Consider the following 20273-nt stretch of genomic DNA (forward strand, 5'->3'; position numbering starts at 1 on the left):
ACATGCGCCGTTTCAGCAAAAGGCGATTGCCCCAGAACAGTTTTTGCGGTTTATTGATGCGGCTCATAAGGCGCCAAGCGTTGGCTTCATGCAGCCGTGGCGATTCGTAAGAGTTACTGATCCAGGCCTGCGTCAGGAAATGCATGCTCATGTCGATCAAGAGCGGATTAATACGGCCGAAGCGCTCGGAAACCGCGCTGAAGAATTCATGCGGTTGAAAGTCGAAGGCATGCTCGCGTGCGCTGAAGTATTAGTGGTCGGCCTTATCGGTCAACGTGACGGCTATGTGTTTGGCCGACGCACCATGCCGGAAATGGACCTTGCATCTGCTGCATGCGCCATCCAAAATTTCTGGTTGGCAGCACGGGCCGAAGGCATCGGTGTGGGTTGGGTATCGATGTTTGATCCGGCAAGAATCCGTGAATTGTGCCATATGCCTATCGATAGTCAACCAATTGCTATCCTGTGTGTCGGCCATGTGGACGCCTTTTATCCCGCGCCAATGCTAGAGATTGAACGTTGGGATCGGCGTCGGCTCATTCAAGAGATTGTTTTTGAAAATTCTTGGGGCAACACTGGTTTGACGGTTTAGATTTAGCACACCATTTTAATCCCATTAGCATTAGCAGGCTGCTGAAATACTTCCCACAAATGTCGGCCGGATTGACGTATGAACCGTTGATTTAACATTACCCACCTCTATTGAGCTTTATGCGCGGCGCCGATACCTTCACCGAAATCCTGTTCACGATGCGCCGCCTGGAAGAATTCATTCCCGCCCATCGCCATTGCGCCCGATTCGCCAGATGGCCAATGCGGCACTGGCCAAGATGGAAGGCTTGCTCACGCGTATGTACGACGCCGATATCAAAGGTGGACGGCCGAGCATCGCACCCGAGAAGCTGCTGCGCGATGCTGCTGCAAGTGCTCTACAGCGTGCGCTCGGAGCGGCAGCTGATGGGGCAGGAGCAGCACAACATGCTATTTCGCTGGTTCGTTGACTTGTCCATGGACGATACGGTGTGGGTGCCAACTGTGTTCACGAAGAACCGTGATCGCTTGGCCGATCATGATGCCATCATCGCGTTCTTCAATGAGGTGGTGACCATGGCCGCCGAGAAAGGCTGGCTATCGGGCGAACACTTCAGCGTGGACAGCACGCTCCTCGGCGCTTGGGCCGGCCACAAGGGCTTTGTGCGCAAGGCGAAGGACGACTACGACGACGACGACGACGGCAGCGGCAGCGGCAGCGGTGACGGCGGTGGCCGTGGCGACTTCAAGGGACAGACCCGCAGCAACGAGACCCACGAATCAAAGACCGATCCAGATGCGCGGCTGTATCGTAAGGGCTAGACCGCTAGCGAACTGCGATTCATGGGCCATAACTTGAGCGACAACCGGCATGGCCTGATTGCCAGCGCCATCGTCACTCTTGCCGATGGCCATGCTGAACGTGAAGCGGCCAAGACGATGATCTGCGATGCCCGTCAGGTCGTGGATGATGATCGCGAGATCACGCTGGGTGCGGACAACGGTTATGACGCCAGAGAATTTATCGAGGCACTGGAGGAGATGAACGTTGTTCCCCATGTGGCGCCTGAACACGTCAGGCCGATGCTCGGCCGTGCCGGATGCGATTGCCGACAGTGGCGGCTACACCATTTCACAGCAAAAGCGCAAGCTGATCGAACAGGGATTTGGCTGGGCCAAGACGATCGGGCCGATTCGACAGGTGATGGTGCGTGGACTGAAGAAAGTCGATCAATTGTTTGTGCTGACTATGGCCGCCTACAACCTGATCCGCATGCGCACCCTGGGACAAATCCGTGTGCATGTGGCGTAAGGAGCTAATAAAGCAGAACAACCGACCTCGAACGCGCTAAAACAGCCGCAAAAGTAAGGCGATTTCAAGATGTGGGAACGACAAACTGGCATTTCGTCGTTCCAAGCAAACGGTCACACGTACGTAGCCGGTATTTCAGCAGCCTGTTAGGGCTTTCCGGCGGGGCCACATAGGCGGCTGTTTCCCTGGATGCAGATTCAGAGTACCAAGCCGAGTCTGTCTCCACAAATTGCACTCGGGAAGGGGGCGCCAGTGGAATGGGTTGCACTCGTCTGCTGGATGTCATTCATGTCCACCGGACTGGGCGCTTCCCCAGGTAGCTGGGCCGCGCCGATGGCAACCACCATGCCAGCCCTCATTACAATACCTGCTGCGATCTTGTTGGTTGAACTGGTATGGGAAACGAAACTGCGGAAAGCGTCTGCTTTGTCAGGGGAAAATATGATGGGGATTCCTCAATATCGGACTCTCTCTGCGATCTTGGTCAAGCGAGGAACGCTCGTGCGTTCTCATCAATAAAGCGTAGTAGGCCAATGGCGAAAGACAATGGACAGTTCCCCGTCCGTTTGGCGCGGATCAAGGGCATGGCGCAATCGCGTGGCAGCCCGCGAGCCCGTTTGCGCTGCACTTGACCAACAAAAATCCCCCACTATTGTGTAGCGGGGGATCGGTATCCTTAGGCTCAATGCCTGAGCGCGGAGCGTGTCGGACCGATTAGTCCATCGGACGGATATTTGCTGCTTGGGCGCCTTTGGGGCCCTGAACTGGCTCGTAGCTGACCTTTTGTCCTTCCTTCAGCGTTTTAAAGCCGCTCGACTGGATCGCGGAGAAGTGCGCGAACAAATCGTCGCCTCCATTTTCCGGCGTGATGAAGCCAAAACCTTTGGACTCGTTGAACCACTTGACTGTACCTGTTGCCATTTTCTGTCTCTCTCTCATGTATATGCCCGGCAAGAACTGCCGCGCGGCATATATTCTACTTCTGGTAGATCAATTGTAAAGGCAGGATAACAACACGTCTCAGAGCCTGATTTTCGGCACTGGGGACGGTGCGCGAGTCCTAAAATTTTTTGATCTGTGTTGTGGTTTTAGCAATAGTTTCCATGTTACTATTGGTTCGCCCTTAAGGGGTTGGCATTATCAAGAGGTTGGCATTACGGAAGTCTCCTTTCGAACTTGACCGCATCTACCCGATGCGGTTTTTTGGAGCCGAGCTTGATGCAAAACCGTTCGCATGCCCCTTCAACTTCCCCTGTGGACTGGGAATGTTTCTATCGCCAGCGCGCCTATGCCGCCCGCAGGGCCGTCGTGGCTATCGATAGGGCCATTCGGCTGGCATCGACAGGACCAACCCAGGAACGGGACCAGGCGCTACGCTGGATGCGGCTGTGGACCGTTTTCGCCGTCTCTCACCACCGCTGATTGGGATGGCCGGCGTCAACATATCGGCGAAACAAGCGTCGCCAATCCCGCGTTGACGCTAATGGAACGGCTCGCTATGATCAGCCCCTTCCGTTGAGGAGAGCAGTCAAAACCGGAGGCACAGCTAGGCTACGGCTAGGCTACGCATTGGCATTGATCGTCATTCTTTTTTTCTGTGGTTGTTCGCCGTCGATCAGGCAGGTCACGCATTTTCAGCTCGCCGTTGAGCACCGCTCTCCGAACCTGAACAAGAAGGTGTGCTACCTTATTGGCCCAACGCATCTGCCGCTTCTTCGCGCAACGCAAACTGACGCCTTCATTGACCGCCGATTCGGCGATGCTGCTGATGGGCATGCCGCGCCGATAACGCCATCCGTAGTTGACCAAGTATTGAGCATTGGATTCCAAGTACCAATACGTCCCACGCAGATCCCACCAGAGCGCCCTGTACGCCGCGTCCTCCGGCGCGAGGCCAATCATGTCATGGAGGCTTTTCAGCCTTTCCACTGCTTCGCAACCCCTGCCATGCCACGTCAGCCATTTCGCGGATGCGATTTCATCTGGTACTGAGCGACCATTGGGTGCCGACAGATCAGGAAACTTTTGCCCGGATTGTTCGATCGCGCGAAATTTCATCACGATGTGAAACCAGTCCAGAATCCGGGTCAACGGCTTTTGATACCAATCCCATGTCATTCATTCTTGAGTTCGGACGTCAAGCGGGCCCAACTACGCGTGCACAATGAACGAATGGCGCCGGGGATTTGCGTGAATTTGTTCCAGGCCTCACAGCAGGCGTCGACGATGTCGTCGTAACTGTCATAGCATCGATTGGCCAAGCTACGATCACGTAGTTGTTGCCACACCTGTTCTGCAGGATTCAACTCGGGTGAACCTGCCGGTAACGACAACAGCGTGATATTGGAGAATTGCGGCAGCTTTGGAGTGGTGTGCCATCCTGCCTGATCCAGTATCACCAGGGCATGCCGCCCCGGTGCAACTGCGTGGCTAATTTCGTGCAGGTGAAGCGCCATGGTCTGTGTATTGGCAAATGGGAGCACCAGACCGACAGCCGCATCGTGCTGCGCGCACACGGCACCAAAAATATAAGCCGATTCCGATTGCTGCTGCCGCACGACCCGAGGCCGGGTGCCCCGACGTGCCCAGATCCGGGTCTGGGTGCCGCGCTGGCCAATGCGCATTTCATCCTGAAACCACACATCGACTTGCTCCAGCCTGACCTCAGACGGCAGAACCGCCTGTACCTCTTGGGACAGATTTTTTTTTAAATTCCGCTTGCCTGGCAGGATTGGCGTTCGGGGTGACCGAGCGGGCCGATATCCAAGCCATATCGAGCCGCTTGAGTAATTCGTAGACGCCGTTGAGGGTGTAGTCTACGCCAAACTGCTGCGCTAGCAGCTGCCGCACATCTTCTCCGCGCACGCGGCCGCCGCCGCGATGATGCTGCAGCTGCTCGACGGCTTGGCGAAACGCTTCTTCCTGTGCGATGGGAAGCCGCTGGGTACTCCAGTAATGCGGTATCCCCGCCACCCGGTCGAGTCCTTCATCGATAAACCATTTCAGCCAGCGCGTGACAGCTCGTGGCGTCACACGCAAGGCCAGCGCCGTCTCAGTTGGGCTCTTGCCGTCTTTGATATGTGCTAGCGCGATGTAGCGCAACCGACGTCGTCCGCTCGGCTCCTGGTGAGCCAACAGATCGAAATTGTATTTCTGCAATTGCTGCAAGGTTTCCGGAGCTAGCATGTCGCCCTCCTACCGAAAATATCGTCTTCTTCAGACACTCAGCACAGCTCGCCGTTCTTTAACCTTGGGATTGGTATGAGATCCGTGGAACGCTTTTTCAAATTCGCCCGCGCCGTCGGAGACGATGGTGATCTTTTGGTCCTGCGCAGCGCCTTGCGCCGAGAGAAAATGGTCAAGCCGCGTCGCTGCCGATGTCACTTCCCGGTTGACGTAGCCAACCACTTGGCAGCTGCCATCGTCGCGGACCGCCCGGCCGGCGACGAGGTTCACATGTCACCCAGTGGACGGAACCCGCTTCGAGGGGAAATACTGCGCAAGCTTGGCTTCGTCTTGTTCTTTGGGTGAGGGCCGGTGGCGTAACCATGCCGAATCCACCGCCACGGCGACAATCTTGAGCTTGCTATTTGCAGGCGGGTAGGCACGCTCACCGCGAACTGCCCTTTCAGTGACGTCGTTCAGTTCTTTCCCGACCGCCCATACGCAGTTCCTGAGGCCGGAGATGGAGATCGCCTGATCGACCGGCAATGTCTCTTTCAAAAGCGCAGTGGCGACTGCATACGGCAGGAGCGCTGCCCACTTGACTTGAAGATACTCCAGTTCTGGACTGAGGCGTCCCGATAGCGCGGCTGCGAGCGGGGTAAATGACTTGCTGCCTGTGTTCTGGCTGCACTTGCAGACAAGCCGCTGAGGGCTGTCGATGGTCATTTTGCCGAAAACCGTTCGGTAGCGGATGGCATGCTTGGCTTTGATCGACAAGGCTGCACCGCATTGCAGGCAATGTCTGGAAGGCGACCACGACACTGCGCGCTTGTACGTTGACCGAAGCGCGCTGCGCTTCGCACATCAGACGTTTGCCTTCAGCCAGGTTCAGCCCCAGTTGCTTCAGTTCGCCATCGGCGCGTTCAAACTCAGCCAATCGGATCGGTACACTACCGCCAGCATTGTTTTCAAGTCGTGCCTCAATGACCATCCGCATGACTGCCTCCATTATTGTTATTAAAACAATAAATGTACTGCCAAATTTGGCTGAACGGTTGCCTCCGGTTTTAACTGCTCTCCAATACGGGAGCGGTATCGGATGTTGGTCGCGTTTACGAAGGACGTCTACGGAATAAAAACGATTTTCAGGCCTGAAGCAGGTGCGCAACCTGTTGGGCGAAATCCTTCAACCGGAAGGGCTTGAGCATGACATCCATGCCAGTTTCCTGCAGGCCGTTTCCGATGTCGGCCTTGTCAGCGTATCCGGTAATAAACAGCACCTTGAGCGCCGGCCGTAACGTCCGCGCCACTTCGGCTAATTGTTTCCCATTTATGCTGCCTGGCAAACCCACATCGGAGATGAGTAAGCTGACCGAGGGCGATGATTTCAGCAACTCCAGACCAGCCGTGCCGTTTTCCGCCTGGAGCACCGCATAACCCTGATCGGCCAGCAGTTCAGCCAGCAAGCTGCGCAGCGGGGCTTCATCGTCGACAAGCAGGACCGTTGCTTTCCCTACCGGGCGCGCCATGCTGGCGGCTTCAACAGGCGGCTGCGCTTCCACAGGTACTTCGCCCGTATGCCGGGGGAGATAGAGGCTGACCGTGGTTCCGACCTTGGGGGTCGAGTCGATGCGCACCGTGCCACCGGACTGCTTGATAAAGCCCTGGATCATCGACAATCCAAGGCCGGTGCCTTGCCCGATGGACTTAGTGGTGAAAAACGGATCGAACGCCCGTTCCATAACTTCGCGGGACATGCCGCAGCCGGTATCGGTCACGCTGATCATGACAAAGTCGCCGGGCGGCACCTGAAGCAGGCCAGCCTGTTCCGCGTCCAACGAGAGATTTCGTGCGGCAATCGACAGCGCGCCACCGTTCGGCATTGCGTCGCGCGCATTGATGGCCAGATTCAGCAGGGCGCTTTCCAGTTGGTTCCGATCGCAAAGCACTGGATACAAGTCGGTGGGCAGCGCGATCTGCACCTCGATGCTGGGCCCGACGCTCTGCTCGATCAGGCCGCGCATAAAGCCAAGGGGCTGGCTTAGATCAGTAGGTTTGGGGGCCAACGCCTGCCGTCGTGAGAAAGTCAGCAGTTGCTGCACCATTGCGGTAGCCCGGTCGGCGACCGCTTTGGCCGAGTCAATGTGGCGCCGCATTTCGTCCACTTGGCCTTGCTGCAGCCGGAACCGCATCAACTCCAGATTGCCAACTATCCCGGCCAGCATGTTATTGAAGTCATGGGCAATGCCGCCGGTCAACTGACCAATCGCTTCCATCTTCTTGCCTTGATGCAAGGCTTCCTCCAGCCGCTGTACTGCTTGGGCTTGCTGCCTTTCTTCCGTTATATCGCGCCCAATCATATACAACTGGCCGCTGTCCGGGACGATATCCCATGCAACCCACCGGTAGCTCCCATCCTTGTGCCGACGCCGCACCACGGCACCATGGATAGCTTCGCCAGCGGCCAGTCGATCCATGTTCCGCAGGAAAGTCGAGTGGTCTTCCGGGTGTACCAAGTCGGCAAAGGTTAGCGTCGTCAGGTCGTCGGACGTCCACCCCAACAGCGCCGTAAAGGCCGGATTCGCACTGAGAAAACGCGTATCGATCGTTCCAATAGCCAAGATGTCCTGTGAAATGTTCCAGAGCCGATCCCGCTCTTTCGTGCGCGCGGCCAGCAACCCTTCCAGGCATTCATTCAGGCGGCGCACATCACCCTCGGCGGCCTCAGCCTGGCGACGCGCCAACAGCAATTCCTGCTCGTAAGCCCGCCGGCTGCGAGCATCCAGCAAGGTGGTGCGAATCAGCAGCGGCGTGCCAGCGGCGTCGCGCTTTAGGGTGGAATTCAGCAGCACTGGCAGCCGCTCGCCAGTGGCGCAGTTCACCTCGAAGGCCAGTTCCTTGACATACCCCTGCATCAACAGCAGGGGACCGAAATGCGTATCGTAATAAATGCGCCCTGTGATCGGCAGCAGTTCCTGGAACCGCTTGCGCCCGAGCAAATCTTCGCGGCGGTATCCGGTCCATTCGAGGAACGTGGCATTGGCCTTGACGACGGTGCCATCGGGCAGGGTCGAGAGATATCCGCACGGCGCATGTTCGTATAGGTCGTGCATGTCCTCATCCAGCAATCCGTCAGGCAGTTTGTTAATGATGTCCCTTTCCTGTGGTGGGGCGCGGCAAATACCGGGCGATCGCCTCGATGGTTTCATCAGGCGCGCTCAGGTTCGGACAGTGGCCGGTCGCCTGCATCAACACGAATGTGCTGTTCGCAAGGTGGCGATGCAGATATTCGCCGACGGCCTGCGGCGCAATCACATCGTCGGAGCACTGCAGGATGAGCGACGGCACGGTTAGCTTGTCCAGGTCGGCGCGATGGTCCGACAGGAAGGTCGTGCGCGCAAAGTGCCTGGCGATCTCTGGGTCGGTGCGGCAGAAACTGTTTTCCAGTTCCACCGCCAGGCCGGGCCGGTCCCGGTTGCCCATGATGGCGGGTGCCATCGCGCTGGACCAGCCCAGATAATTGCTGTCCATGAACTCCAGCAATTCTTCGATATTAGACCGCTCGAATCCCCCTATGTAATCACCGTCATTGATGTAACCGGGCGAAGGGCCAACCAGGATCAACTTGTTGAACATTTCCGGTGCCTTGATGGCGGCCAGGATGCCGATTAAGGCGCTAACCGAGTGGCCGACGAAGATGATGTCGCGCCCGCCCGCCAGCCGGCAAATTTCCAGCACGTCTTTCGCATAGCCGTGCAGTGTGCCGTACTTGACCGCGTCAAACTGCGAAAGGTCCGAATGGCCCGCGCCCACATGGTCGAACAGCACAACTTTATAGTCGTGCAGGAACGCTGGAGCGACATAACGCCACATGTTCTGATCACAACCGAAGCCATGGGCGAATACCATCACCTGACTGCCCTGGCCCAATATCGTGACGTTGTTTCGCGCGGTGACGAAGGATGCCGTATTTTCTTTCATGAATCTTGAACTTGAATATTGTATTTATGTAATAGGTTGACGACATCATGTCCGGGCAGAGTATGCCAGATTTGCCCTATTAGGTTTGTGACAAATACAAGCTCAGAAGTCATGCGAGAAGGAATCGGCAACGATAATGGAACGCACGCCTCCTTGCCGGCGTTTAGCAGGATTGGTGCAGCCTGCCCCTTTAAACGTTGCGAACGTAGTTAACTTCTACCCCCTTCTTTTCAAAATGTAGACCAAGCCTGAATCCCGACACGTGCACTTTGAGGTCGTCCAGGGATTGGTCCACTTCGACGCGCTGTTCGAAGCCCAAGACTGTATTATCCCCATAGCGAAGGAGGACATATCGCCGCGAGCCTGGCGCCGAAGCTATTGCCACACCCATAAGTGAACGACATAATGCAGATAGACGTTTGACAGCAGCGGTGAAACTGGTGCCCCTTGCGGGAAGTCGACCGCGGTCTGCCTATGCTGCCTATCCTCCCTTTTTCAAGGTCGCCGCCAGCGACACGGTGGGCGAGTTAAGTCGCCTGTGCCGGTTCGCCGCCGATCCCCAGGCCTGTATCCGTTGTCATAGGCGAGCGTCGGTACTGATCGGCCCTCGCGAGGCTTGGCCCGCAAAGCGTGACCGGTGCATGCTGGCAAATTCATAGCAACTCTTACCGGCGCGCTTGGCGGCGTATAGTGCCTCATCCGCCGAAGCAATTAGTCGTTCCGCGTCGCCGGCATCCTCCGGGAACAGCGCGATCCCGATACTGCCGCTGATCTGCGCAACGCCTTCCGGCATCTCAAATGGCATTTGCAGCATACGTAGTAGCTCCTTCGCGGGGCGCTCGGCATCGGTGATGTCAACAATCCCGGGCAGCAGCACGATAAATTCATCCCCGCCAATCCGGGCGACAGTGTCCCCGCGGCGTACTGTTTCGCGGATGCGTTCCGCTCCATGTACCAGGAGCTGGTCGCCGCAGGCGTGGCCATACCTGTCGTTGACTTCCTTGAAACCATCCAGGTCCAGGTACAGCAGCCCGACTTGGCGCTGGTAGCGACGTGCCTGCTCCAGTGTGTTTTCGAGCCGGTCCATCAGCAAGCGCCGGTTCGGCAGCCCGGTCAACGCATCATGCTGCGCCTGCTGCTTCATCAGGCAGCGATTCTCATGGACTGCCTTGTAGAGAAGGCGCACCTCCATTGTGTTGCGTACCCGCGCGTCCAGTTCAACGAAATCATAGGGCTTTACGATGAAGTCCCTTGCGCCAGCCTCAAGCGCTCCTATCCTGCTGTATTGGTCGCCAGTGACCACAATGACTGGCAAATAGTGTTCCGGGTCGGCTGCGCGTAACTCCTCCATCACTTCCAAGCCGCTAATGTCTGGCATGTGCATGTCCAGCAAGATCAGATTAGCTGTGGACCTTGTGCATGCCAGGTACCGCACGGGCATCCGTCGTAGCGGAGATGCGCTGGTAGCCGTTGGCAGCGAGCAGTCCAGTCAGCGCGTTGATATTCGCCGTCTGGTCGTCAACGATCAGGATATGCCCATGGTGAATTGCGTCGATACCGATCATGTCGCATAGTCCGATCTAGAGAAGTGGAGCGCGGGTGAGGCGAATGCCAGAGACAAACCTTGGCACTCCATGCATTTATCGCGTTGTCGCATATTGTTACAAGTTCCAGCTTATATGTCCAGAAGGCAACACAAAAATGAGGGAGTCATTCGTGTACAAAGTTCAAGGTCTTTAAGGGAAGTGACGCATTCTTCCTGAAGCGGCATCAAGTTCCAAGGTGGATATGCAAGTGCCAGACACACAAGAACCAGCCAGCCAACCTGGCATCGAGTCAAGCCCGGCGTTGCGAAGGGTGCGGGGGGAAGACCATCGATGAAGTGAAACTTCGGGCAGGCCGCCGCGGGCCAGACGTCAAGCCGGGAAACGGTGTCGATCGGACCGCTGGGTGTGCGTGAAGCAGCAAGCGAGGATAACGGGCACGCTTTACGGCGTTCATGTGTTACCTCACACCGATTTCGAGGGTAAAGAACAGCTAGCATTGCCGAGCGTCGGAGGAGGACGTTATTCTCAGTAAACAACGGCGGTTTCGCTATATCGCGCTGGCACACATCAAAGACGGCAAGAGCCTAAATCCATATACGGATCTATGCCGGGCGTACTTGGTAACTGGTATTTCTACCGAAATAAAGCCGCGCACTTCGGTAGGCAGTAACAAAATCACTATAGTGAATATTGCATCGTGACGAGAGCCGTGCTAATGTAAACGCAAATGAGAATCAGTATCATTCGCAATAACAGCCGTTAAATTGGGAAGCCACATGGTCGTCAAGTGAATAGCGAGACGTCCTTTATCGAACACCAAAGGAGGAAAATGCAGAGTTTTGTCCGTCGGTTCATTCTGCGTCCAGTTCCACGTTGCCCTTCTTCGCATAGCGAAGAAGGGCAGGGCAATGAAGACAATTGAAACGACATCAGACGTGCTGCCAACAGTACCTCTGGCAACGCTTTCTGTTCTATCGCTGGTTGAACGTTTGTAGTTCTCGCGTGGAAAAACAGCGCTTTGGGGCCTGCACCGTCATAACAGAGCGTAGCAGGACGATATTGGCGCAGGCTTTCCGAATCGTGCACTGCGACAAATGTCGGGAGTGCCTTTTAACACGATAGCCGCATTAGCGTGTGGGCCAATATCGGCAAGCGCAGTGTTGTGCCGCCAAGCACGAACTGCATCCGTTTCGCGAGTCACTCACTCCAGTGACGTCCGGGCCAAACGCCGAACCGCAGCCTTTTTGTTCCCTCGATTACTCCCCGCAGTCAAGGTGGTGGACATGGGAAGCATTAAGCAGGGGCCTACCGTCATGGCTGCATGGTATGGCCAGCGGTACGTTTCCTCTCAATTTGCATACAAATTGATAAACATTTGTGAACACTTATACATTAAGGATTGCGCATGCAAAATTTGATCGTGCTCGCGCACGTGCCGACCGATTCGGTGAATGAGGGTTTTCTCCCGGCGGCTAAGGCGCTGGGCCTGTCGGTGAGTCTGCTGACCGACTGTGCCGACGCGCACCGCGCCCACTTCGCCAAGGATAGACTGCCAGCCTATCCCGACGAGATTATTTCCTGCGATGTGTTCAATCCGCTGGCAGTGATTGATGCACTGGCCCACCGCACGGCTCGACCGGGGGCGATTTTTTCTAACAGTGACCATCTCCAGACCAGCACCTCGATCGCAGCCGACTATTTCGGACTCCCGCGCAAGGACTGGCACACTACCTATCGCGCCAAAAATAAGGCAGAGATGCGTGTGCGCTTGCAGACTTTAGGCATCGACATGCTGTGGCATGCGACCGTCTGCGACCCGGCCATGCTGTCAGCATTGTCCGAAGTGCCGTTTCCGGCCGTCGTCAAGCCGCGCGAGGGTGTGGCAAGCTTGCAAGTCAGCCTGGCCTGCAATCATGCCGAATTAAGAGCGCAATGTGACGCTGTTTGGGCCATTCATCCAGGGCGGCCAATGCTGATCGAGGAATACATCGACGGGCCGCTGTATACGTTGGAAACTCTGGGGGACGGCATTGACATGGCGGTGCTGGGCGGCTTTCAGGTTCGCTTGTCGCCGCCGCCTCACTTCATCGAGCACGAGGCTGTATGGTTACCCGGACCGCCGCAAGGCGAGGCTGCCAAAGTGCTTGACATCGTGCGCGCCTTCGGCGTCGGTTTTGGCGCCTGCCACACCGAATTCGTCATGAGCGCGCACGGGCCCCGTCTGATCGAGATTAACTACCGCAATATTGGCGACTACCGCGAGTTCCTGTTGCAGGAAACCTTGGGAATTCCCCTTTTTAAAACCGTGCTGCGACTCTATTTGGGACAACCCCTTCCTGCCTTGCAGCTGGCCGATCATGCCGCCCACATCCGCTATTTCGTGGCATCCCAGGCGGGCACCGTGAAGCATGCTTCAGCGGCCTTTGCCGAGCGCAGCGATGCAGTGCACATCACTTACCAGCCGCTGCGTGCAGTGGGTGACATGATCGCACTGACTCACTCGAACAAGGATTACCTGGGTGTGCTGCGCGGCGCCGGCACTGACGCTACAACGCTGGCCTCGGCCATTGACAGTGCCGCGCAGCGCCTGTCGTGGGAGATCGTGGCATGAACCGGCGCGCCATCGAAAAGCAATTGCAGCCGGACGCAGATGCGGTCTATATCTGCACCCGCGTAGTTGACGCCCTATTGCGTGAGGACGTGCGCGGCTGCGTCACGCAAGCGCGCCTATTGAACGATGAATCCCTGGCAACGCACGGAAACTTTCCACTGACGCAGCGCTGGCTAGAAATCAGCCACTTCGGAACCGGGCGGATATGGATCCCGGTCTCGCCGGGGTGTTTCATGCAAAGCTGGCGTCTGACCGCGCTGCCGCTGCTAGCCGAGGAGGGCGGCGAAGTGCATGCCTTGTCCGAGGTGGGCGACATCCTGGCGCGCTTCAGTACCGGAGCGGACTGTGATACCTGTGCACGGTTTGCCGACTTCGAGCGCGAATGCGCGGTTGCGCTCGAACATCGACGAGCGGCTGACGCTGCACAGAGTAATTGGTTTAAGGCCGGGCCCTGGAATGAGGCATATTCCTGGCACGAGCGCATGCTGCGCCATGACCGGCTGGCGTCCTACCTGGACCATCCGCTGTATCCAACTGCGCGCGCCAAGCTGGGCTTCGATGTCGACGACCTGCGCCGCTACGCGCCGGAATTTGGCTGCCGCTTTGAACTGCACTGGCTCGCCGTACCGCGCGCGCTGTACCACCCGAGCGCAAACCACTTGCCACCCGGCTGGCCCGGTTTTGCCGACGTCGGACTGCCCGAAGCGCTGGCCGCCGATTACGCGCTGGTGCCGGTGCACCCATTTGTCTGGTATGGCGAGCTGAATGCCTTCCTGATCGCTGCTAGCCTCTCTGAGAAGGTGATCCGCGCCCCCCGCACCCATATGCCAGTCACGCCCACGTTGTCAGTGCGCTCGCTGGTATTGACGGACAGTCCGGCCTGGCACCTCAAGTTGCCATTGACCATCCGCACGCTGGGCGCAAAGAATATTCGCACCATTAAACCAAGCACGATCCGCGACGGACAGCGCATGCAAGACCTGCTGGGGGCAATTGCCGAGCGTGAACCGACCCTCCGCGGTCGATTGCTGCTGACCGTCGAGGATACCGGTGCGCACGTGGACGGCCAGACCTTTCTGGGCTACATCGTGCGCCGCTATCCTGAAACTGCATTACAGCACTCGACGCCAGTGCCGGTGGCCGGCCTGCTCGCGCCGACGCCGGCTGGCGGCTGCGTTGCAGAAGAGTTGGCAGCGCGCTTTTACAACGGGGATACGGCAGCCCTGTTCGATGACTATCTCAACCTGACGTTACGGCTCCACCTCACCTTATGGGTCCGCTACGGAATCGCTTTGGAATCGAACCAGCAGAACTCGGTGCTGGTGTTATCTGATGAAGCACCGCGCTTACGGCTATTACTCAAAGATAACGATGCGGCACGCTTGCACCGGGAACGGTTGACAAGCGTCTCGCCAGCGTTGGCAGCGCACATTGATGTTTTAGAAGATGCACGCTTGGTGGTGAGTAGCGAACTGCCGCTGGCGCAGATGTTTACCACGATCACGTTGCAATTAAATCTCGCGGTGTTGACCGAGGGGCTGGCCGAGCGCGTATCGGAATTTTGCCGCGAAAAAACCTATGCTTGCTTGCGCGAATGCACGGCTGCGATCCTCGACGACTTGGCAGCTGAGGGCGAGGACGTGGCGCTGGCACGCCAGGTCCTTCTTGACGACGACTACCTGTATATCAAGTACCTATTGACCGCGGCGACGCTGCTCGACAAAGGCACGACCGGCGCAACGGACGTCAACAAGTTTTATGGCAAGAGCGCGCCTAACTTCTTGAGGGCTAGTTCATGACGCCCGTGCGGGTGCCGCGCACCATCGTATTGGCAGTCATGGCGGGCCACTTTGTGGCCGCTTTTGCCGCGCTCGGTATGCCGCCATTTTTTGCGCTAATCCTTGAGCAGTCGCTCCACAACGAAGCGCACTACCTGACCGGCTGGTTCTATGTGGTGCCCACCGCGTTTGCTGCGCTGAGCAGTCCCTGGTGGGGCAAGCTGGCAGATCGATACGGCAAGAAGCAACTACTGATTCGCGCACAACTCGGGCTGGCCGCAAGCTTTCTTCTGGCCAGCTTTGCAACGAACATCTGGGTGTTCTTCGCAGCGTTGGCATTACAGGGCATCCTGGGCGGCACCTTTGCGGCTTCTAATGCGTATCTGGCGACCGTCGCCAGTGGTCCGGTGCTGGCTCGCAGCCTGACAGCGATGCAATGGTCGGCCCGTGCCGCGCTGGTGGCCGCACCGCTGACCCTGGGACTGGCGCTGCAAGCAAACCTCCACTCGCCGATTGAGATGTACCGCTATCTGGCGCTGTTGCCGCTTGCCGCCGCTGGGCTAGCCGTCTGCTTGCCTGCGGGCGCTGCAGCGCCGAAGACGGCCGCCGGGCACGAGCCTGTGACAGTGGTCGAGGCCACGCCACGGCAAGTCTACGCGTTCCAGTTTGTTTTTGTGTTCGCTACCGTTGCGACGTTTCCCTACTTCGCGCCGGATGTGCAACAACGTTTCGCCAGTCTGCCCACTAGCATGGCCGGCTTGCTGTTCGGTCTGCCGCATGCTGTCTACCTGCTCGCAGCGGTACCGATGACCCGCTGGCTCGCACGTGGCCGGCGAGCCCCAATTCTGGCTACGGCATTTGGCGCACTGGCTCTTAGTTTGTTCGGCCAAGCCCTGGCAGGTTCGCTCGCTGCTCTGATCGCCTGGCGAGTGCAGATGGGAGTAGCAATGACGGGCGGCTTCATTGCCCTGCACGGGCTTATTGCCGGTGTTGTGCATGGCGGCAATGCCGGTCGTGCCTTCGGCTGGTTTGAAAGCAGTTCCAAATGGGGCGCCGTGGCGGCCGGCCTGTCGGCCGGGTTTGCCGCCCAGCTTTATGGCTTGAATGCGCCATTCTTTCTCGGCACAGTCCCTGCGGCTTGTTCGCTCGTTTATCTGGTATTGGCTCCGCACGGTCGGCTGCGCGCCGACATCTAATCATCCTTCACCAAGGGGAACACTATGCAACACACCTTGAATGCCCAGTGCGCCGATCCGACGACTTTAGCCGCGCATGAAGCCGGTCGGCGCAGCCAGGAGACGCTACTGAACTGCTATTGCCGCGAAGTGGCCGGGCCTGCTGACGAACTGAACGTCGGGCCGCTCTTCTGGCCCAGCGATTGGCCGGCCGCGATCAAGATGGCGGTGCAGCGCGAAGGCGGCCAGGTGCTGAACGTGCACTTGCCATATACCGGCGAGCGCCTGCTGACGGTGGTCGCGGAAGCCTCCGTTACCGGCAATTACCGCTATCGATCACCGTTCTTTCACAAGGCGCCCGGCAAGCCATGGGCCTTGCTCAACTGGGAGGCCCAAGCGACGCTGCTGCTGCGCGAGATGGCGCTCAGGCACGGGCTGGCGCCCAATACTGAACTCATGGAACAAATGCGCAACAGCGTGGCAATGACCACACTGGCGCTGGCGTACCCGCCCGCAGTGCGTTTGCCTGCCGACCCGGTCGAAGCCTATATCGACTCCGAGCAATCGCTGGTGTTCGGCCATCCTTTTCACCCTGCGCCGAAAAGCCGCCAAGGTTTTGCGGAAGGCGACCTAAGTCGCTACTCGCCCGAGCTTGGGGCACGCTTTGCCTTGCACTACTTCGCAGTGCGTGCCGAGGACGTCGTGCAGCAGTCTCTGCTTGACAAGCGCTGCGACGAAGTTGTCGCGGCCTGCGCACCGGCCGTCGAGCCTGGGTTCGTGGCGGTGCCTGCGCATCCCTGGCAGGCGGCCTACCTGCTAGCGCATCCGCTGGTCAGAAAGGTAATGGCGGAGGGGCGCATGCGCTACCTGGGCGCGCATGGCGCTCCCTTTTTCGCGACTTCGTCGGTACGCACGCTGTACCAGCCGGGCAACCCTTATTTTTACAAATTTTCATTGAACGTCCGGCTGACCAACTGTGTGCGTAAGAATGCCTGGTACGAGCTGGAAGGGGCGACCCAGATTAGCCGCATCATGCGCGGCTTGCTTCCCGGACTGCAACGTGAATTCGCCGGGCTGGAAGTGCTCGAGGAACCGGCTTTTCTGTCCGTCGATCTGCGCGACGACGATCCGGCGCGCAACCGCGAGGTGGTCGAGGGATTCGGCATGATCCTGCGCCGTAACGTTGAAACATTGCTGCGTCCTGGCGCAACACCGGTACTGGCCGGTTCGCTGTTTGGCAACCACGTGTACGGCGAGATGCGCATGCGCCAGTTGCTCAGGGATATTGCCATGCGCGAACGCAGTCCAATCGCGAACGTGACCGAGCGCTGGTTTTCCGGCTATATCGAACAGCTCATGTATCCCGTGCTGCACTGCTATTTTGCACATGGACTAGTGTTCGAGCCGCATCTGCAAAACGTCGTGATCGGGCTTCAGGATAACTGGCCATGCCAGTTGTTTTTGCGTGATTTCGAGGGCGTGAAGCTACTGCCTGAATACTATCCGGCGCAGGCCTTAACCGAGATCAGCGCGTGTGCACGGGAAGCGCTGTGGTATGAGGAAGAGCAGGGCTGGAAGCGAATCGCTTATTGCCTGTTCGTTAATAACTTTGCGGAAGGGATTGGTCAGCTCGCCGCCGAGCAGCCGGCATTGCAGCAAAGACTATGGGCTTTGGTCCGGCATCACCTGCAACGCTATCAAGCGGGATGGGGCAACCTGGTCTCCGCCCGCCGAATCAACGCGGTACTGGGCGGCGAGCCTTTCCCCGGCAAGACGAATTTGAGCAACCGCTTTTTGCAGCGCGCAGACCGCGCATCGACCTATGTACCGGTCGGTAACCCGGTTGCTGCCGCAGGCGAGGTCTCCCTATGGAACTAAGATTGGATAAGGTCGAGCGCCATTTGAGGGCAGCGGCCGCCCATGCCACACAGCCGCTGTGCGCCTATGTGTACGACCTTGAAGCGCTGCATCGCCATAGCGAGGCCGTGGTAGCCGCGCTGCCCCAAGGTTGCGAGCTGTTCTATGCAATCAAGGCTAATTCGGACCTGCCGATTCTGCAGACGCTGGCGCCGCGCGTGGCCGGTTTCGAGGTGTCTTCGGGCGGTGAACTAGCTTGGGCGCGCGAGCATTTTGCAACGACTGCCCTGATCTTTAGCGGTCCTGGCAAGACCGACACTGAACTGCAGCTGGCGCTGGACAGCGACATCGACGCAATCCATGTCGAAAGCCTGCATGAACTGCGGCGGCTTTCGTGGCTGGCCAAGGCGAGCGGCAAGTGTGTGCCTATCCTATTACGTGTCAACTTGCCGATGCCAGGACTGATTGTGACGCCGCTGATGATGGGCGGGAAACCGACGCCGTTCGGCATCGCCGCTGACCAGTTGCCAGCCTGCTTCGAGAGCCTGCAATCGGCACCGAACCTGCGTCTGCGTGGCTTTCACTTTCACCTGCTGTCGCACCAGCTTGATGCCACCGCCCACGTTGACCTGATCGCCACTTGCCTGGACCAGGTCGCGCATTGGTGCGAGGCCTACGGTCTCGACATCGATCATGTCAATGTGGGCGGTGGCATCGGCGTGAACTACCGGCAGCCGCAGCAGCAGTTCGACCTTGTGGCTTTCGGCGAGGGACTCCGGCGCTTGCGGGAAAGCCAGCCAGACATGCCGCGCCTGCGCTTCGAATGCGGTCGTTACATCACGGCTGCCTGCGGCTATTACGCCATGGAGGTGCTGGACATCAAGCATGCGTTTGGCGGCGCTTTTTTGGTCGCCCGCGGCGGCACCCATCATTTCCGCACTCCGTATGCGCAGAACCACAGCCACCCGTTCCACATTCTGCCTGTCGAGCGCTGGCCCTATCCCTGGCCCCGGCCCGAACTGCACGACGCCGTTGTCAACGTGGTCGGCCAGTTATGCACCCCTAAAGACTTGCTGGCGTTCGACGCACGGGTCGATCGGGTGAGGGCGGGAGACTTACTGGTCTTCCCCTATGCGGGCGCCTACGCCTGGCACATCTCGCATCACGATTTCCTGCGCCACCCGCATCCACAGAACTGGTACCTACCAATGGAGCACGCCAATGCTGCAAACGAATAAACTCATGCTTCGGCTCAATGCCGGCCAGCGCGTGTACGGGCTCATCAGTTCAATACCGGTGCCGCTGCTGGTGGAAATGATCGGCTACGCGGGCTATGACTTCGTGATCCTCGACCTGGAACATGTGGGCGTCAATCCACAGACGCTGGAGGATATGATTCGCGCGGCCGAGTGCAGCGGGCTTACGCCGCTGGTGCGCGTGCCGGGCGTCCGGCCAGATACCATCTTGCGCGTCCTCGACGCTGGTGCGATGGGTATCGTGGTGCCGCGCGTGCAGGATGTCGAGCAAGCCCGGCAGGCTGTGCGAGCCAGCCGCTACCATCCTCTTGGTGAACGCGGCATTAGTGGTGGCCGCACTACCGGCTTCGGAACCCTTGACCTGCAAACATATATGGCGCAAGCCAATCGCGAGATTATGGTGGTCGCGATGATCGAGGATCGCGCTGGCGTAGAGAACATCGATGCCATCGCAGCGGTGCCCGGCATCGACATGATTCTGGAAGGCGCCATGGACCTCTCACAGTCCTTTGGGGTGCCGGGGCAGGCGCAGGATCCCAATGTACAAGCCGCGGTCCGCCGAGTAGCCACGGCCTGCGCTACGCATGGGGTGCCATTCTGTGCCATCCCGCGGGTCGATGGCCAGCACGAAGCTTGGTGCAGAGCCGATGTCAGGGCCTTTTTGCTGGGCGATGACCGCGGCGTCAGTTTTCGCGCATTAAAAGCCCATTATGGTAATTATCGTACTCCGGTATTTTAGCGGTATAGCCCTGTTGGAGCTGGTGTCGAGATGCTAAACGGGGGAGCTTGCATGGCGGTTGGTCGCGCGCATTATTAGTTGGTGCAGGCGCTTCCGCATAAGCACCACGTCGGACGATATTGCTTCAGCATCAATGCAAATTGGTGTATTAACGTCAGTTCGGGATAAGGGCAGGTATCAGAGAATTGGCGCTGTGGTCGTCACGGGCAAGCGTGGCTTGTTGGGCGCGAGGCAGTAAGCAACGACACCGGCCATAAGATTGACGACGAAGTTCACGCAGGAGCGGTGATGAGTATGTTCAATCTGGCATAGGTTTTTGAT

17 protein-coding genes and 1 pseudogene are annotated in these 20273 nt (G+C 58.2%); 8 read left to right on the forward strand and 10 right to left on the reverse strand.

What is annotated here, in order from left to right; all coding sequences use genetic code 11:
* Positions 1-43 precede the first annotated feature (43 nt).
* Together bluB and IGW04_RS22275 are read left to right on the forward strand one after the other, a co-directional pair.
* Positions 44-592: a 5,6-dimethylbenzimidazole synthase gene (bluB, locus tag IGW04_RS22270; RefSeq protein WP_407672163.1), complete on the forward strand. Its 549-nt coding sequence runs from the start codon at positions 44-46 to the stop codon at positions 590-592.
* Positions 593-711: 119 nt separating this feature from the next.
* Positions 712-1843, forward strand: a pseudogene (locus IGW04_RS22275) (IS5 family transposase).
* A gap of 714 nt (positions 1844-2557) precedes the next feature.
* Here the strand turns inward: IGW04_RS22275 and IGW04_RS22280 are convergent.
* The 10 genes from IGW04_RS22280 to IGW04_RS22325 form a co-directional block, all read right to left on the reverse strand.
* On the reverse strand, positions 2558-2764 hold the full coding sequence (locus IGW04_RS22280; RefSeq protein ID WP_194715299.1) for a cold-shock protein: 207 nt from the start codon (positions 2762-2764) through the stop codon (positions 2558-2560).
* A 636-nt stretch (positions 2765-3400) separates the two neighbouring features.
* Entirely contained in the window at positions 3401-3961 is a 561-nt protein-coding gene (locus IGW04_RS22285; protein WP_194715300.1) for a hypothetical protein, read from the reverse strand.
* Positions 3958-4617: an IS630 family transposase gene (locus IGW04_RS22290; protein ID WP_194715314.1), complete on the reverse strand. Its 660-nt coding sequence runs from the start codon at positions 4615-4617 to the stop codon at positions 3958-3960. Before IGW04_RS22290 ends, IGW04_RS22285 begins: the two co-directional genes overlap by 4 nt.
* Positions 4508-5029 (reverse strand): helix-turn-helix domain-containing protein, encoded by a 522-nt coding sequence (locus IGW04_RS22295; RefSeq protein WP_194715301.1) that lies wholly within the window; start codon positions 5027-5029, stop codon positions 4508-4510. Before IGW04_RS22295 ends, IGW04_RS22290 begins: the two co-directional genes overlap by 110 nt.
* A gap of 30 nt (positions 5030-5059) precedes the next feature.
* Positions 5060-5299 carry a hypothetical protein gene (locus tag IGW04_RS22300; protein ID WP_194715302.1) on the reverse strand — a complete coding sequence of 80 codons (240 nt, stop codon included), beginning with the start codon at positions 5297-5299 and terminating at the stop codon, positions 5060-5062.
* Between the two features lie 3 nt (positions 5300-5302).
* Positions 5303-5785 carry a hypothetical protein gene (locus IGW04_RS22305; protein WP_194715303.1) on the reverse strand — a complete coding sequence of 161 codons (483 nt, stop codon included), beginning with the start codon at positions 5783-5785 and terminating at the stop codon, positions 5303-5305.
* A gap of 368 nt (positions 5786-6153) precedes the next feature.
* A complete protein-coding gene (locus IGW04_RS22310) occupies positions 6154-8121 on the reverse strand; it encodes a hybrid sensor histidine kinase/response regulator (RefSeq protein WP_194715304.1) in 1968 nt (655 codons plus the stop codon).
* Between the two features lie 31 nt (positions 8122-8152).
* Positions 8153-8989 (reverse strand): alpha/beta fold hydrolase, encoded by an 837-nt coding sequence (locus IGW04_RS22315; RefSeq protein ID WP_194715305.1) that lies wholly within the window; start codon positions 8987-8989, stop codon positions 8153-8155.
* A 577-nt stretch (positions 8990-9566) separates the two neighbouring features.
* Positions 9567-10367 carry a diguanylate cyclase domain-containing protein gene (locus IGW04_RS22320; protein WP_194715306.1) on the reverse strand — a complete coding sequence of 267 codons (801 nt, stop codon included), beginning with the start codon at positions 10365-10367 and terminating at the stop codon, positions 9567-9569.
* A gap of 22 nt (positions 10368-10389) precedes the next feature.
* On the reverse strand, positions 10390-10554 hold the full coding sequence (locus IGW04_RS22325; RefSeq protein WP_194715307.1) for a response regulator: 165 nt from the start codon (positions 10552-10554) through the stop codon (positions 10390-10392).
* 1387 nt (positions 10555-11941) lie between these two features.
* Here IGW04_RS22325 and IGW04_RS22330 point away from each other — a divergent pair.
* The 6 genes from IGW04_RS22330 to IGW04_RS22355 are packed head-to-tail and all read left to right on the forward strand — an operon-like array spanning position 11942 to position 19952.
* Entirely contained in the window at positions 11942-13147 is a 1206-nt protein-coding gene (locus tag IGW04_RS22330) for an ATP-grasp domain-containing protein (RefSeq protein ID WP_194715308.1), read from the forward strand.
* Entirely contained in the window at positions 13144-14946 is a 1803-nt protein-coding gene (locus tag IGW04_RS22335; RefSeq protein WP_194715309.1) for an IucA/IucC family protein, read from the forward strand. The genes IGW04_RS22330 and IGW04_RS22335 overlap by 4 nt, the downstream gene beginning before the upstream one ends.
* A gap of 11 nt (positions 14947-14957) precedes the next feature.
* Positions 14958-16121 (forward strand): MFS transporter, encoded by a 1164-nt coding sequence (locus IGW04_RS22340; protein ID WP_323744893.1) that lies wholly within the window; start codon positions 14958-14960, stop codon positions 16119-16121.
* 24 nt (positions 16122-16145) lie between these two features.
* A complete protein-coding gene (locus IGW04_RS22345; protein WP_194715311.1) occupies positions 16146-17978 on the forward strand; it encodes an IucA/IucC family protein in 1833 nt (610 codons plus the stop codon).
* Between the two features lie 2 nt (positions 17979-17980).
* Positions 17981-19195, forward strand: coding sequence for a type III PLP-dependent enzyme (locus IGW04_RS22350; RefSeq protein WP_228527318.1), 1215 nt, complete (start codon positions 17981-17983; stop codon positions 19193-19195).
* Positions 19179-19952, forward strand: coding sequence for an HpcH/HpaI aldolase family protein (locus IGW04_RS22355; protein ID WP_194715313.1), 774 nt, complete (start codon positions 19179-19181; stop codon positions 19950-19952). Before IGW04_RS22350 ends, IGW04_RS22355 begins: the two co-directional genes overlap by 17 nt.
* The last annotated feature ends 321 nt before the right edge of the window (positions 19953-20273 follow it).

It is taken from the genome of Noviherbaspirillum soli (assembly GCF_015352955.1).
In the GTDB taxonomy this organism is placed as follows: Bacteria; Pseudomonadota; Gammaproteobacteria; order Burkholderiales; family Burkholderiaceae_D; genus Noviherbaspirillum_A; species Noviherbaspirillum_A soli.

Excerpts from the sequence above, each read along its gene's own strand:
- IGW04_RS22280 (WP_194715299.1), bottom strand. The coding sequence starts at position 2,764 with ATGGCAACAGGTACAGTCAAGTGGTTCAACGAGTCCAAAGGTTTTGGC.
- IGW04_RS22285 (WP_194715300.1), bottom strand. The coding sequence starts at position 3,961 with ATGACATGGGATTGGTATCAAAAGCCGTTGACCCGGATTCTGGACTGG.
- IGW04_RS22295 (WP_194715301.1), bottom strand. The coding sequence starts at position 5,029 with ATGCTAGCTCCGGAAACCTTGCAGCAATTGCAGAAATACAATTTCGAT.
- IGW04_RS22310 (WP_194715304.1), bottom strand. The coding sequence starts at position 8,121 with ATGCACGACCTATACGAACATGCGCCGTGCGGATATCTCTCGACCCTG.
- IGW04_RS22315 (WP_194715305.1), bottom strand. The coding sequence starts at position 8,989 with ATGAAAGAAAATACGGCATCCTTCGTCACCGCGCGAAACAACGTCACG.
- IGW04_RS22320 (WP_194715306.1), bottom strand. The coding sequence starts at position 10,367 with ATGCCAGACATTAGCGGCTTGGAAGTGATGGAGGAGTTACGCGCAGCC.
- IGW04_RS22325 (WP_194715307.1), bottom strand. The coding sequence starts at position 10,554 with ATGATCGGTATCGACGCAATTCACCATGGGCATATCCTGATCGTTGAC.
- IGW04_RS22330 (WP_194715308.1), top strand. The coding sequence starts at position 11,942 with ATGCAAAATTTGATCGTGCTCGCGCACGTGCCGACCGATTCGGTGAAT.
- IGW04_RS22335 (WP_194715309.1), top strand. The coding sequence starts at position 13,144 with ATGAACCGGCGCGCCATCGAAAAGCAATTGCAGCCGGACGCAGATGCG.
- IGW04_RS22345 (WP_194715311.1), top strand. The coding sequence starts at position 16,146 with ATGCAACACACCTTGAATGCCCAGTGCGCCGATCCGACGACTTTAGCC.
- IGW04_RS22355 (WP_194715313.1), top strand. The coding sequence starts at position 19,179 with ATGCTGCAAACGAATAAACTCATGCTTCGGCTCAATGCCGGCCAGCGC.